Here is a 13,196-nt window from a genome sequence, read left to right as displayed (position 1 = left end):
ACCGATCCGGATGCCGTAGACTCGCCGGAGCAAGGGGAGTACTCCCACGCGACGTTCCCGTCAATACGGTCCACACCATCGTGAACCCGGGGCGTTGGCTCGCATCGCGAGTGGAAGAGACCTTGGTGTTTCGACGTACACCAAACCCCTGGAGGCCCGCGTGGGTGTCACCCCGCTCATCTGGATCATCACGATCGCGATCACGATCGCGTTCTTCGTTTTCGAGTTCTTCGCACACGTGCGCAAACCGCACGAACCGTCGATCGGCGAGTCCGCCCGGTGGTCGGCGTTCTACATCGGTCTGGCGCTGCTGTTCGGCGTCGGCATCGGAGTCGTCTCCGGCTGGACCTACGGCGGCGAGTACTTCGCCGGCTACCTCACCGAGAAGGCCCTGTCGATCGACAACCTCTTCGTGTTCCTGCTGATCATGACGGGCTTCGCGGTACCGAAGAAGTACCAGCAGAAGGTCCTGATGGTCGGCATCGTCATCGCGCTGATCATGCGCGGCGCATTCATCGCGGTCGGCGCAGCCCTGATCGACAACTTCTCGTGGATCTTCTACATCTTCGGCGCGCTGCTGCTGTTCCTCGCCTACCGCCAGGCGTTCTCCCACGGCGAGAGCGACCCGGCCAACGGCAAGTTCATGCGCTTCGTTCGCCGCATCCTGCCCGTCAGTGACGAGTACAACGCCGACAAGCTGACGGTGAAGAAGAACGGCAAGCGCTTCGTCACCCCGATGCTGCTGGTGATCGTCGCGATCGGCTTCATCGACCTCGTGTTCGCGGTCGACTCGATCCCGGCGATCTACGGTCTGACCAACGAGGCGTACATCGTCTTCACCGCCAACGCCTTCGCGCTGATGGGTCTGCGTCAGCTGTACTTCCTCATCGGCGGGCTGCTCGAGCGTCTGGTGTACCTCTCGCAGGGTCTCGCCGTCATCCTGGCGTTCATCGGTGTGAAGCTCGTCTTCCACGCCCTGCACGTGAACGAGCTCCCCTTCATCAACGGCGGTGAGCCGCTGCTGTGGGTGCCCGAGATCCCGATCTGGTTCTCGCTGCTGTTCATCGCGGCGACCGTCGCGGTGGCCACCGTGGCGAGCCTCGCCAAGACGCGCCGAGACGCCGAGAAGAAGCGGCGCGACACGTTCGATGGCGAGAAGGTCATCCACGCCCCCGAGGATTGAGTCATCGGCAACGGGCCCGCGGCGAGCGCCGCGGGCCCGTTGCCGTATCCGATGACCGCGCGCAACCCCGCGCGCAACGTCGTCACGCGCCTCTACCGTGACCGCATGACTCGTTTCGGATACACCCTCATGACCGAGCAGAGCGGCCCCCGCCAACTCGTGGACTACGCCGTCGGCGCCGAACGCGCCGGCTTCGATTTCCTGGTCTCCAGCGACCACTACTCCCCCTGGCTCACGTCCCAGGGACACGCGCCCTACGCCTGGACGGTGCTCGGGGCGGTTGCTCAGGCCACCCGGACCGTCGAACTGATGACCTACGTCACGTGCCCGACCGTGCGATACCACCCGGCCGTCGTTGCGCAGAAGGCGGCGACGCTGCAGCTGCTGTCCGAGGGGCGTTTCACCCTCGGGCTCGGATCGGGTGAGAACCTCAACGAGCACGTCGTGGGTGAGGGCTGGCCGGCGGTTCACGCCCGCCTGGACATGCTCGCGGAGGCGATCGAGATCATCCGCGCCCTGCACACCGGCGACCTCGTCACCTACAACGGCGAGTACTTCCGGGTGGACTCGGCGCGCATCTGGGACCTTCCCGAGGAGGGCGTGCCGATCGGCGTGGCGGTATCGGGCGCACTCTCGATCGCGCACTTCGCCCCGCTCGGCGATCACCTCATCACCACCGAGCCCGACGCCGACCTCATCCGCGGGTGGGACGAGCATCACGAGGGTGAGTCCCGGAAGATCGGCCAGATCCCGATCAGCTGGGATCCGGACCGGGATGCCGCGATCGAGCGCGCGCACGACCAGTTCCGGTGGTTCGCGGGAGGATGGTCTGTCAACGCCGATCTCCCGACGCCCGCGGGCTTCTCCGGCGCGACGCAGTTCGTGCGCCCCGACGACGTCGCCGCGTCCATCGCCTGCGGCCCCGACCTCGACGAGCTCGCCGAGAGCGTTCGCCCGTTCCTCGACGCCGGTTTCACCGACCTCGCGATCGTGCAGGTGGGCGACGCTCAGCAGCAGCGCTTCGTCGACGAGATCGCCGCACCGCTGCTGGAGAAGCTCCGCGCGCTCTGATCCTGCGGGGGGCGCGGGCGGGGGCTCAGACCGGGGAGCCTCCCTCGCGCACCCATTGCTCGAGGCGCCAGACCGGCACCCGAAACACCCGCGCCACGTCGGCCACGGCGTGATGGCCTTCGACCACGGATGCCACGGCGAACTCCCGCAGCGAACGGAAGCTCCGCCCGGCCAGCGGTCCGGTGCGCAGATCGGCGAAGGTCCGGGGAACGGATCCGCCGGGGGCGCCGGGAGCCACGAAGACGTACGCGGAGGCCTCACGCATCCCCCGCTGGGCCGCGCGTTGGTGAACGTGGGGCGCCACCGAGGGCACGGCCAGCGCCTCGGTCTGCGGCGGGGCGGTGGGCGAGACCGCGACGTGCTCGGGGGCGGGCGCCGTCGAGGGCACGGTGGGTGCTGTCACCCAGGGCGCCGGCGGAAGGTCCGCCGATCCTGGGCGGGATGCCGGAGACTCGGCGTCCCGATGGGGATAGGCCCGCGGAGCCGGGGCGGGTGGCGGGGGTGCGGCGGCGGGTGGAGGGGACGGGGCGGCCTCGGGCGAAACCCATGGCGCGGGCGGAAGGTCACCGCCCCAGATCACCGGACTCGGCACGACGTGCGGGCTGGAGCTCGGCGCGTCGATCGCATCGGAGGGGGCCGCCGGCGCCGTGGCGTCCCCGAACAGATCGGCCACGCCCACCTCGAACACGTCGGAGAGCGCCACGAGCGCTTCCATGGGAATCGAGGTGCGTCCCGCCTCGACGGAACGGATCAGCTCTTCAGCGAGTTCGGCCTCGAATGACAAGCTCGTAACGGACATGCCGCGCGCGAGGCGCATCGCCCGCACCCGATCGCCGAGGGTACGCAGCACCGTGTCCAGGCGATCGTCGTGCTGCTCTTCGCTCATCGTCGACCTCCTCCGACGTTCCGGTTCTGTTCCGCTTCGTTGACCCACTGCTGCAGCCGCCAGTGCTGAATGCGGAACAGACGCGCAATGGTCGGCACCGAGTACCCGCCCTCCACGACCGCGGCGACCGCGAACTGCTGCAACGAGGCAAACGTCCGCCCCTCCAGCGCCCCCGTACGCAGGTCGGCGAACGAGCGGGGCCGCCCGGCCGGGGACCGGGGAGCAGCGGGAGGCGCGGAGGGACGGGAAGGGGGAGCCGGCAGGGTGGCCGTCGTCGCGCCTCGGGCGGGAGCCGAGCGCACGTCGCGGCCCGCCGCCACCGGCGCGATCCGCCGGTCGGCGGGGCGACCCGCCTCCCGCACGGGGGCGCCCGCGTCGGCCCGCGCGGGGACGACATCCGCCTCCTCACCGCGATAGGCGGCCACCTGCTCCTCGCCGTGCCGGAGCAGCGCCTCGTGGAGGAGCGCGCGAAGCTTGAGGTGCTCCCGGCGGCGGCGCCACAGCAACGGCAGACCGATGGCGGGGATGAGCAGCACCAAGGCCCACATCCACATCATCGGGTGTTCGTTCATCCACCCGACCCACGCCCACTGGAACGTCCAGTCGGTCTGGTCATTGTCGGCTTGCATCGTGCGCGACCCCGACCACGTCGCGACGACGTCCTGCCCGACACCGTGGACGGTGTTGCCCGTGATGTCCGCGCGTGCGTCGTCGGACAGCTCGACGGCGAAGCCGGAGTCGACGCGCAGATCGTTGTCGCGCACGATCACGGACGCGCCGACCACCTCGAGCGCGATGCGGCGCCCGGCCAGGCGCGAGTCCGACACCGTGGCATCCGTGATCTTCCCCGACACATCCAGGGCGCGCAGGTCTGTCGACGTGAGGTCGACATCGGCGACGGTGAGCCCGGTCGACGGCCCCTCCACGAGCACGGCGGTGCGCGCCTCGGCCACCTCCGTCCCGCGGATCTCGGTCGTATCGGTGGAGATGACGCGAACACCGCCGTCGCGGTTGTCTCGCACGTGCGAACCCGTGAGCGTGAATCCCTGTGAGGGAGTGAGTCCGTAACCGCCCGAGGTCGGGCCGTCGGCGAGCGCGGCACCGTCGACCCGGATGCCCCAGCCCACCGACCCCTCGACGGTGGAATCGATGACCTTCAGCTCGGTCGACTGGCGGGAGACGGAGACGCCCTCCGCCCCCGACCCGGTGACGGTGGTGCGCTCGATCACCGTCGCATCGGTGCCGTTGGTGAGCTCCACCCCGGTGAGGGTCGAATCCGTGATGGTCGAGTCCTGCAGCAGGACCCCCGTGGCGTCGGAGAGGAACAGTCCGTAGTGCAGACCGGTCATCGTCGAGGTGACGATCCCGGCGGACGCGCGCTCATCGCCCGTGCCGGTCACGGCGAGACCGCCGGTCCGGCCGCTCCAGTAGCCGAGATCACGGAAATCGGTACGCCCGGAAGCGAGGATGCCATCGCGCACGCGGATGTACGCGCGGCCGTCGCTCTCCTCGGTATCTGGAGCGCCGGCCGTGTCGTCCCACGACGTGACGACGTACGGGTCGTCGTCGGCGCCAATGAATCCGAGAATGCCGCCCCACGCGACGATGCTCACCGCCCCCTGCGGTGAACTCGACATCCTCAGCGTCGCTCCCGCGCCGAAGAAATCGAGCTCGGCACCGGGACGCACGACGACGTTGCGCACGAGAGTGACGGTTGTGGCGTCGTCCTGGCGCGCGGCCCCCGAGGCCAGCAGGTCGCTCAGGCCGTACCCGGTCTGCTGGCCGCCCCGCGGAGCCAGCACGACGGTGTTCCACTGCTCCAGCAGCGCGGGATCATCGGGCGCGAGGGCGGCGACGGCGGCGAGCCGGGCATCCTCGGCGGCGACCAGTTCGGCGGGCGTCTTCGGCTTCTCGGGCGCGTCCGTGGCATCCGGGGTCGGGGCGGGGGCGACCACCGCCGTGCCGGAGGCCCCGGACTGCAGCCAGGGAAAGAACGTCCCGGTGTGCACGAAATTGCCGGCCAGCACCACGCCCGCCACGAGGACCGCGACGGCGACCACCATGATCACGCGGGAGATGCCGCGGATCGCGGGGTGCGTGTCGCCGCGTTCGGCGGCGGTCAGGGCACCCGTTTCCTCATCCACGGGAGACCTCTGGGGCCGTGGCGTCATCGATCGCGGCTCCGAGGCTCGCCTCGGACTGCCCCTCGCCGCCCTGGCGGTCGGCCGTGCGCGTGAGCCACCCCTGCTTGTTCATCGTGAACAGCGCGTACAGCTTGATCGGCAACGCCACGAAGATGATGACCACGGTCACCAGCGGCAGCAGAACGATGTCCTCCGGGCGACGCCACAGGTGAGCCATGCCCCGGATGCCGCGACCGACGAAGAGCCACACGATGGCCAGGCCCAGCGCGAGCCACGGATACTCCGCGCGCACGGAGAGGGCGATGTACGCGAGAGCCACGAACATGGTGAAGGGCGTCAGCAGGATCTGCATCATCGTGATCTGTGAGATCAGCGGCACCTTGAACACCCACCCGTGGCGGATCGCGGTGAGGTAGCAGCGGAAGGAGTTGCGGCTCCACCGCACCCGCTGCTTGACGAACGCGCGGAACGTGCCCGGGAACATCGACAGGGCGCGAGCGCTGTCCTGGTGCGTCACGCGGAACCCCTGAGACAGCACGAGCCAGGTCATGCGGCCGTCGTCGCCGGCGACGCACTCCTTGCCGAAGAAGATCTCGTGCTCGAGGTCGTCCACCCGCGGGGCGATCACCGACGTACGGTAGGCCGCCGTGCGCCCGGAGGCGCAGATCATGCCGCCGAAGCGCCCCATCGCGGGCGCGTAATCGGTGTAGCGCAGATCGATGATCCAGTCGGCGACGCGCCGCCAGATGCTCGACTTGGGCAGATAGACGTTCTGTCGCGTGCTCACCGCTCCCACGGCCGGGTCGATGAACGGCATCTGGACGGCGTCGAGCATGCCCTCCTCCCACGCGGTGTCGGAGTCGACGAACACGATGAGCTCGGTGTCGACCATCCGGATGCCGACCCCGAGCGCCGAGCGCTTGCCCCGGTGCACGAACATCACGACCTCCACCGTGGGCAGCTCGAGCGCTTCGATCCGGCGCTGGGCTTCGACGTCGGCGACGTCGAGCACGATGATGATGCGCGACGGCCCCTGGCGTACCCAGGTGTGCAGGCACCGGATGAGGACGTCGGGGTCTTCGTGGAAGGACGGCACCACGACCGTCGTCGTCGTGCGGTAATCATTGCGCACGGGACGTGCGGTGGCGGCGAGGATCTTGCGGACGATCCAGAAGCCCCACGAGACGATCCCGAGGTACCCGAAGGGAAGCAGCCACATGAGCTGCTCGCCGATTGACGCCTGACCCATCCGTTCCCCTCGTTCGTGCGGCGCGCACGCCGAATTCCGCCCCGGGGAGGCTCCTGAAGATTACCGTGTCCGTGTTACGTGCAGGAAACGTTCGACAGGGTGACGCCGTCCCGCACCGTGTTGTTGCACGAGACAGTGTTCCCCGCCTCACGGGCATCGCCGACGACGGCGACGCCGACACCACCCGGCCCCGCCTCCAACGTGTTGCCCGCGACGGTGTTCTCCGCCCCCCACGGCGCCGAAATGACGTGGATCGACACGGCGTCGACGGGGCCCGCGATGGTGTTGCTCTCGAAACGCCAGGACGAGCCCTTCACGTCGACGGCGCTGTCGACCGCGGGCGAAGGACCGGTCGACAGCCGCGATCCGCGCACGATGCCCCCCGTGGTCCCCTCTTTCACGTCGAGCGCCTCGGCGGTGGTGTCGCTCACGACCAGCGCCTCGAACACGTTGCGGTCGCTGCGATCGGGTGCGCACGCGCTATACCGGCACCAGTTCGACTCGGCGGATCCGACGTAGACGCCCTCGCCGAACTCGGGGTCCGTGAGACCGGTGCGCGCCACCGCGACCCCGCGCAGCGTGTTGTCGCTGCTTCCCGCGCGCAGGTGCACGCCCTCTTGCCCCACGTCGGAGACGCGAAGCCCAGACAGAACGGTGCCTGACACGGCATCCAGGACGACCCCCTTCTGCCCGCCGCGCACGGTGAGGTCGCGCACGTCCCAGTGGGAGGCCCCGTCGAGATGCAGGGTGTAGCCGCCCGAGGGATCGCCGCCGTCGAGTTCGGTTCCCGGCGCGCCGCACAGAACGATGGGCGCCCCCGCGGTGCCGGCGACACTCGCGCGGAAGTGCCCCGCGTAGACCACGGGGGCCAGCTGCAGCACGACGCCGGGGCGAGCGTCGTCGAGGGCGCTCTGCAGGGCATCCGCCCCCTCCCCCACCCGGATCGCATCCGGGGCGCAGGCTGCGAGCTGCTCCCCGGGTGCCGCGGGCGTCGTCGCGACGGCGGAGGGCGGGTCGGCCGCCGGCGTGCATGCCGCCAGCGTCGCCGCACCCATGGTCAGCACGGCCATGACGGCCAGGATCCGGTTCATCGCGTCGAGTATCACACGGGGGATCCCCGCCGCGCGCGGAAGACGGGGCCCGGCCGCGTGCGATCGTGAGGGCGCGCAGCTCAGCTTCGCAGGTGCGCGGAACCGAGAATTCGCTCGACCGTCATCTCCAGCACGACGCGCTCCGGGTTCACGCGCGGCTGGCGGTACCGCGCGGCGTAGAGCTCGACCGCGAGCGCCACGGCCTCCGGGTCGTCAGCGACCCGCGCAGGCCCTTCGAAACTGATCCACCGAGCTCCGTCCACCGAGCACACCGAGGCGCGCCCGCTGCGTTCGGCGTTGACGAACTTCTGCGTCCCGCGCGACCCGATGATCCGCACGAGGCCATCGGCGTAGGTGAACCCGACCGGGACGGCGTGGACACGGCCCGACCGCCCGACGGTCGACAGGGTGGCGAGGTGGTACTCGCGGAGGAAAGTAAACGCGTCGTCGGTCAGCACGGTTCCAGCGTGCCACGTCCGGCGACGTGCGAGACCGTCCGGGTGCCGGCATCCCATCGACGGATGCCGATCACGCGCACGTCGATCCGATCACCGCCCTGTTCCGCCAGGGCGGCGAGCGCCTCCCCGACCCGGTCGGTCGGCAATCGACGCGCGAGCGTCACGTGCGGACTCCAGTCACCCGGGACTGTGTGCGGCGCGTCGTCGCCACCCCCGGCGAGAGCGTGCACGGCCGCGTGCAGGCCGAGAAGGCCCGGCGTCGGTAGCACCGACCGAGCCAACACTCGTGTGCGCAGACCCCCGAACAGCAGGGGCGCGCCGAGCCCCACCCCGAGCGGGAGATGAGGCTCGAGGGCACCGCCATCGAGGTCGGTGAGCCGCGTGCGCACCAGCAGCGTCACGTGCGGGCGGTTCGTCGCTCCGGTGTGGCGGGACTGGTTCGGAAGTCCGGCGCGCTCGAGAATCTCCCATTCCCGCCGTATCGCGGCGTCGCCGACGGCGTCGAACACGAACTCCAGGCTGACGACCGCGCTCATCGCCGGGTCAGCGCGTGGACCACCACGCGGCGGCGACGAGCACCGGCTGGAAGAACAGCCGGGCGAAGCGCCGGCGGTCGGTGTCGAGCCCGAAGGCCGAGCGGGCCTTGCGCCACTGGTCGACGTTGCCCGGGAAGATCGCGATGTAGAACGCCGCGAGCGCGGCGCCGACGCGGCGACGTTCCCGGGGCAAAAGCAGCAGTGCGAGGCCGAAGCCGATCTCGACCACACCGGATGCCACGACCACCGCATCCCGGTCCAGCGGGCCGTGCTCCACGACAGCGTCCGGGACCTGCGCCTGGAAATCTCGGCGCGCGAAGGTCAAGTGAGCCAGACCGGCAAAGGTCATCGCGAGGGCGAGCGTCCACCGTACGAGCGATCTCATGCCCTCACGGTAGACGCCTTCCCGCGACGCGACGCCGGGGTTGACGCCGAGGGCACGGGAGGGGGCACCTGCTCCGCTACGCGAGCGATCCCGGGAACGCAACCCCCGGGCGCGGTCCGCTCGCGGCGATTGACTGGGGACACGTCGACCGAGGAGGTGCCCGTGACACTCACCCGCAGACAGCGGGCGGCCGCCGGCGGTGTGGACCTGGATTCGCTCCTCGTGCGCGCAGCCGCGGGCGACGGCGACGCCTTCGTTTCCTTCTACGACGCGACGGCGCCCCGGGTGTTCGCCGTCTTGCGAACCCTCACTCGCGATCCGGTTCGCGCCGAGGACCTCCTCGAGGGGATTTACGTCGAAGCCTGGGAACGGATGCGGGGACGCAGTGCGCCGCCCTGCCCCGGCATGGCGTGGATGTCGCTGATCGCGCACCGACACGCCGCCGCCCAGCGGTAACACCGTCCCCCTGCCGCGAGAACGGAGCGTCCGGGGAACCGGGAAAGGTCGAGTCCTCAGGTCCGAGGACGCGCGGCGTGCGCCGTGACGGACACCGTGTCTCCCGCGGCCTCGAGATCGATCGTCAGACCGCTCGACGAGTTCGCCGCATTCGCGTACGTCTGGAGGAGTACGGGGTCGAGCGCCTCCGGTTCGGCCGTACCGAAAACGAAACGCAACGGGATCGAGGGCTCGATCCAGAGAGTGCTGCGTCCCCCCTCGTCTTCCTCCGGGTGGCGCCACGACATGGTGAAACTCTCACCGCGACGAAGCTTGGCGGCGACGACGACCTTCACGTGGGTGAGAACGCGATCCGGAATCCGGATCGGGCGCTCGGAAGAGCCGTAGAACAAAAGGCCCATGAGCATCTCCTTCCGGAGTTTTTGGCAATCCAAATTTTACTAGATCGCCTAACTATCCCCAAGTGAACTGCGGCTGAATCCGGGTCGCTTACCGAATTTCTTCGCGTCCCGCGGGGCCGGCGAGCGGGTTCGCAACCGGAAGAACATCTCGTTCCGCTAACTAGACTGACGCTCCGGGGCGGCCGGATCCGACAGGGAGAGCCATGACGATCGTGACAGAAGACGACCCCGCGACGGTCGCCGCCCGCGCCGTCGAAAGACTGCGCCTGGCCGAGGCCCGACTGGCGCGCAGACGCCAAACGAACTGCGGGCCGAGCGAGAACGCCCGCGCCGCCATGCGTCTGATCCTGGAGCGCGCCGATGAAGGGGCTACGGTCACTCCGACCGAGATCGCGCAGGCCCTGGCGGTGTCCACCGCGTCGGTCACCGGAATGCTCGACCGTTTACACGCGGGCGGACTGATCGGCTTCGTCGCGAATCCCGGCGACCGCCGCAGCAAGTTCGTGGTGCCCTTCGACCGCAGCATGGATGCGGACACCATCGACCCCGTCACGTCACAGATCCGCGAGTTCGCGCTCGCTCTGCCCACCGGGGCGGCCGATCAACTCGCGGTGTTCCTGGACCGCGTTCGCGAGGTCGTCGACGCCGAATGCCGGTGACGACCGGTCACACCGCGGCGGGGCTCCCGGTATCTGGATCGGGCTCGGCGATCACGGTGAGACCGTTCGGAGAACTGGCTTCGTTCATGAGTTCGTCCACCCAGCGACGATTCATCTGGGGCGGTCGACTGCCGTAGAAGTGAAACACGAGCGGAATCGACGGGTGGATCCACAGAGTTCGGACTCCCGTCCCGTCGCCCGTGGGGAAATGGAACATGAAGGGCTCTCCGCGACGCAGCTTGTTCATGAAGACGAGACGCAGGTGGGCAAGGGTGCGATCCTCGATATCCAATGAGTGCCCGAGAGCGTTGTAAATCAGTTTCCCCACAAAAGCAGTGTACCGACGTTCATTCGGTTAACTACCACGCTCGTAGCCCCCGCCGAGAGGGGCGATTCGTCCCGCACCCCGGGAGTCCCCCCTTCGCCTCAGACCTCCGGGGCTCGACTAGAGTCCTGAGGGTGGGGAGAGCGCAGCGCCCGAACCGGCGCCGCCGGATTCCGCGGATCATTCTGATCGGCGGGGTGATTGTCGTCGTCATCGCGTTCATCACGGGGATCGCCGTGGTCGGCTCCCTGGTCACGACACTGTTCCAGACGCTGTCGGCACGGCCACCGGCTGTAGATACCCGCATCGTCGTGCCCGACGAGTCCAAGGCCGCCAAAGCCGCCGCGCAGACCCCGGCGGGGTCCCCCGCGGGCGACGCTGCCGCCTGGCTCGCGGCGCAACCGACGACGTACTGGCTCACCCCCGAGATCGATCCCGTCGACGAAGTGTGGGATCGGGTGGCGCACCTGTCGGCCGAGGCGCGGGAGCAGGATGCCACCGTCGCCCTCGCCGTCTATGGGCTCCCCGATCGCGACTGCGGAAACCACTCTGCCGGAGGCCTCGACCCCGACTCCTACCGAGAATGGACCGCGCGAATCGGCGACGCGCTGCGCAATGCGTCGGACGTACGGAAAATCGTGGTCCTCGAGCCCGACAGCATCGCCCTGTCTTCCTCGTGCGGCTCGTTCGACGATCGAGTCCAGCACCTGCGGACGGCGGTCGAGAACATCCGCGGTGCGAACACGTGGATCTACCTCGACGCGGGGCACTCGGCCTGGCATTCGGCCGCCGAGATGGCCGATCTTCTTCGCGCGACGGGCCTCCTGAGCGAGGTGCGTGGGGTGGCACTGAACGTCTCCAACTACCAAGACACCGCGCGAGAGTTCGACTACGCGCACGAGCTGTCCGACCGGCTGGGCGGCACCCACGCGATCATCGACACCTCACGAAACGGTGCCGGGCCGGCGGGGTCGGAATGGTGTAATCCGCCCGGTCGCCTGGTCGGCGCGCCGAGCGGCGCGTTCGGCGACGGCGTGGTCGACACGACGCTGTGGATCAAGCCTCCCGGGGAAAGCGACGGCGACTGCAACGACGGTCCCGCCGCCGGTACGTGGTGGCCCGAAGCCGCGGTGGAACTCACGCGCGAAAGCCGGTGATCGCGTGACTCTCGTCCGAGACAGGCCGGTGGCCGGTGAAGTATGTAAGGATGTGCCTCGGTCGCTCCGCGGCCGACGCGGCTCGGGGGAGATCGCGGTCAGGACCATGTGCGGAGCCGGAAGAGTGGTGCAATGAGCGACAGCACAGAGATGCTGAAGACAGCCGTGATCGTCGAGGACGATCCGGATATTCGTCATCTGCTCGTGGACGTCCTGGAGTCCGCCGGATTCTCGACGGTCTCGGTGGGCAACGGCATCGACGGCGTGCGCGCGGTCATCGCCTACCAACCCCTCATCACCACGCTTGACGTGAACATGCCCGGTATCGACGGTTTCGAGGCAGCCCGCCGCATCCGGCAGCAGAGCGATACCTACATCGTCATGCTCACGGGCCTCGAGGAAGAAGCCGACGTCGTGCTGGGTCTCGGCGCCGGCGCTGACGAGTACGTCGTGAAGCCCTTCCGCCCCCGCGAGTTGCGCGCCCGCATCGAGGCGCTCCTCCGGCGGCCCCGCTCCGGTGCGCCGGCGGTGACCGCTCCCCGCCAAGACAGCGTCGGGCCGTCGTTCCCGGCGGCACGGCAGAGCAGCGACGTCGGTCGAGCGGCAGACCCCGCCCCCGGTACGCCCAGCTCTGTGCCGGGCGCACCGCTGGTGGTGCCCTCCTCGCAGGGCCCGGAGCCCTGGGCGACGGCACCCGGCGCGGCACCCGGCGGCGATCTGATGCCTCACACGGGCAGCGAGGTGGCGACGCGCGCGCACGGCGAGCTCACCCCGACCGGCGCTCCGTGGATCGTGCACCGAGATCTGCAGCTCGACCCCGACAGCCGGATCGTGCTCGTCGACGGGCACGAACTCGACCTCACGCGGACGGAATTCGACCTCCTCGCCACGCTCATGGAATCCAAGCGGCGCGTGCGGAGCAAGGCCGATCTCACCCTCGTGCTCCGCGGGGAGTCGTACGTCACCAGCTACTTCGTCGGTGAGGCCGACAAACGCGCCATCGAGGCCCACATGACCAACCTCCGTCGGAAGCTGGGCGATAATCCCGCCAACCCCCGGTACATCGAGACGGTCCGCGGCGTCGGTTACCGCCTGACCTCGGAGCTGCTGGCGGCCCCCTGAGCACCCCGGACATCACGGATGCCCCGACCCTCCCCAGGGCCGGGGCATCCGTTTTTCTGATGCGTTCGGGTCG

The 13,196-nt window shown here is 69.3% G+C and carries 15 protein-coding genes; 6 read left to right on the top strand and 9 right to left on the bottom strand.

Annotation, left to right across the window (positions count from 1 at the left end; all coding sequences use genetic code 11):
* Window positions 1-160 precede the first annotated feature (160 nt).
* Window positions 161-1,183: a TerC family protein gene (locus tag ACU6WY_RS02410; protein ID WP_483820875.1), complete on the top strand. Its 1,023-nt coding sequence runs from the start codon at window positions 161-163 to the stop codon at window positions 1,181-1,183.
* Between the two features lie 105 nt (window positions 1,184-1,288).
* Window positions 1,289-2,254: an LLM class F420-dependent oxidoreductase gene (locus ACU6WY_RS02405; protein ID WP_483820874.1), complete on the top strand. Its 966-nt coding sequence runs from the start codon at window positions 1,289-1,291 to the stop codon at window positions 2,252-2,254.
* Between the two features lie 25 nt (window positions 2,255-2,279).
* Here the strand turns inward: ACU6WY_RS02405 and ACU6WY_RS02400 are convergent, their stop codons facing one another.
* The 7 genes from ACU6WY_RS02400 to ACU6WY_RS02370 all read right to left on the bottom strand — a co-directional run bounded on the left by ACU6WY_RS02400 (window position 2,280) and on the right by ACU6WY_RS02370 (window position 9,003).
* Window positions 2,280-3,140 (bottom strand): helix-turn-helix domain-containing protein, encoded by an 861-nt coding sequence (locus ACU6WY_RS02400; RefSeq protein WP_483820873.1) that lies wholly within the window; start codon window positions 3,138-3,140, stop codon window positions 2,280-2,282.
* Window positions 3,137-5,284, bottom strand: a complete 2,148-nt coding sequence (locus ACU6WY_RS02395) for a right-handed parallel beta-helix repeat-containing protein (protein WP_483820872.1) — start codon at window positions 5,282-5,284, stop codon at window positions 3,137-3,139. The genes ACU6WY_RS02400 and ACU6WY_RS02395 overlap by 4 nt, the downstream gene beginning before the upstream one ends.
* Entirely contained in the window at window positions 5,277-6,533 is a 1,257-nt protein-coding gene (locus ACU6WY_RS02390) for a glycosyltransferase (RefSeq protein ID WP_483820871.1), read from the bottom strand. The genes ACU6WY_RS02395 and ACU6WY_RS02390 overlap by 8 nt, the downstream gene beginning before the upstream one ends.
* 74 nt (window positions 6,534-6,607) lie before the next feature.
* On the bottom strand, window positions 6,608-7,624 hold the full coding sequence (locus ACU6WY_RS02385; RefSeq protein ID WP_483820870.1) for a hypothetical protein: 1,017 nt from the start codon (window positions 7,622-7,624) through the stop codon (window positions 6,608-6,610).
* Between the two features lie 80 nt (window positions 7,625-7,704).
* Window positions 7,705-8,082, bottom strand: a complete 378-nt coding sequence (locus ACU6WY_RS02380; protein WP_483820869.1) for a PPOX class F420-dependent oxidoreductase — start codon at window positions 8,080-8,082, stop codon at window positions 7,705-7,707.
* Entirely contained in the window at window positions 8,076-8,618 is a 543-nt protein-coding gene (locus tag ACU6WY_RS02375) for a 2'-5' RNA ligase family protein (protein WP_483820868.1), read from the bottom strand. The genes ACU6WY_RS02380 and ACU6WY_RS02375 overlap by 7 nt, the downstream gene beginning before the upstream one ends.
* A gap of 7 nt (window positions 8,619-8,625) precedes the next feature.
* Window positions 8,626-9,003, bottom strand: a complete 378-nt coding sequence (locus ACU6WY_RS02370) for a DoxX family protein (protein ID WP_483820867.1) — start codon at window positions 9,001-9,003, stop codon at window positions 8,626-8,628.
* Window positions 9,004-9,165: 162 nt separating this feature from the next.
* Between ACU6WY_RS02370 and ACU6WY_RS02365 the strand changes: the two genes are divergently transcribed.
* Window positions 9,166-9,459 carry a sigma-70 family RNA polymerase sigma factor gene (locus ACU6WY_RS02365; RefSeq protein WP_483820866.1) on the top strand — a complete coding sequence of 98 codons (294 nt, stop codon included), beginning with the start codon at window positions 9,166-9,168 and terminating at the stop codon, window positions 9,457-9,459.
* 56 nt (window positions 9,460-9,515) lie between these two features.
* On the opposite strand, the gene ACU6WY_RS02360 is transcribed toward ACU6WY_RS02365, so the two are convergent.
* Complete coding sequence (locus ACU6WY_RS02360; RefSeq protein WP_483820865.1) at window positions 9,516-9,860, bottom strand: DUF7882 family protein; 345 nt, start codon at window positions 9,858-9,860, stop codon at window positions 9,516-9,518.
* 203 nt (window positions 9,861-10,063) lie between these two features.
* Here ACU6WY_RS02360 and ACU6WY_RS02355 point away from each other — a divergent pair, with 203 nt between their 5' ends.
* Entirely contained in the window at window positions 10,064-10,519 is a 456-nt protein-coding gene (locus ACU6WY_RS02355; protein WP_483820864.1) for a MarR family transcriptional regulator, read from the top strand.
* A 7-nt stretch (window positions 10,520-10,526) separates the two neighbouring features.
* Here ACU6WY_RS02355 and ACU6WY_RS02350 read toward each other — a convergent pair whose 3' ends face one another.
* Window positions 10,527-10,847, bottom strand: a complete 321-nt coding sequence (locus ACU6WY_RS02350) for a DUF7882 family protein (protein WP_483820863.1) — start codon at window positions 10,845-10,847, stop codon at window positions 10,527-10,529.
* A gap of 131 nt (window positions 10,848-10,978) precedes the next feature.
* On the opposite strand from ACU6WY_RS02350, the gene ACU6WY_RS02345 reads away from it, so the two are divergent.
* Both ACU6WY_RS02345 and ACU6WY_RS02340 read left to right on the top strand, forming a co-directional pair.
* On the top strand, window positions 10,979-12,001 hold the full coding sequence (locus tag ACU6WY_RS02345) for a glycoside hydrolase family 6 protein (RefSeq protein WP_483820862.1): 1,023 nt from the start codon (window positions 10,979-10,981) through the stop codon (window positions 11,999-12,001).
* A 132-nt stretch (window positions 12,002-12,133) separates the two neighbouring features.
* Complete coding sequence (locus tag ACU6WY_RS02340) at window positions 12,134-13,123, top strand: response regulator transcription factor (protein ID WP_483820861.1); 990 nt, start codon at window positions 12,134-12,136, stop codon at window positions 13,121-13,123.
* Window positions 13,124-13,196 lie beyond the last annotated feature (73 nt).

Source organism: Microbacterium sp. ZW3a, from assembly GCF_057167165.1.
Note: the sequence above shows the minus strand (reverse complement) of the source record. Positions and strands in the feature narration are given on the sequence as shown.

Excerpts from the sequence above, each read along its gene's own strand:
- ACU6WY_RS02405 (WP_483820874.1), top strand. The coding sequence starts at position 1,289 with ATGACTCGTTTCGGATACACCCTCATGACCGAGCAGAGCGGCCCCCGC.
- ACU6WY_RS02400 (WP_483820873.1), bottom strand. The coding sequence starts at position 3,140 with ATGAGCGAAGAGCAGCACGACGATCGCCTGGACACGGTGCTGCGTACC.
- ACU6WY_RS02390 (WP_483820871.1), bottom strand. The coding sequence starts at position 6,533 with ATGGGTCAGGCGTCAATCGGCGAGCAGCTCATGTGGCTGCTTCCCTTC.
- ACU6WY_RS02385 (WP_483820870.1), bottom strand. The coding sequence starts at position 7,624 with ATGAACCGGATCCTGGCCGTCATGGCCGTGCTGACCATGGGTGCGGCG.
- ACU6WY_RS02375 (WP_483820868.1), bottom strand. The coding sequence starts at position 8,618 with ATGAGCGCGGTCGTCAGCCTGGAGTTCGTGTTCGACGCCGTCGGCGAC.
- ACU6WY_RS02370 (WP_483820867.1), bottom strand. The coding sequence starts at position 9,003 with ATGAGATCGCTCGTACGGTGGACGCTCGCCCTCGCGATGACCTTTGCC.
- ACU6WY_RS02360 (WP_483820865.1), bottom strand. The coding sequence starts at position 9,860 with ATGGGCCTTTTGTTCTACGGCTCTTCCGAGCGCCCGATCCGGATTCCG.
- ACU6WY_RS02355 (WP_483820864.1), top strand. The coding sequence starts at position 10,064 with ATGACGATCGTGACAGAAGACGACCCCGCGACGGTCGCCGCCCGCGCC.
- ACU6WY_RS02340 (WP_483820861.1), top strand. The coding sequence starts at position 12,134 with ATGAGCGACAGCACAGAGATGCTGAAGACAGCCGTGATCGTCGAGGAC.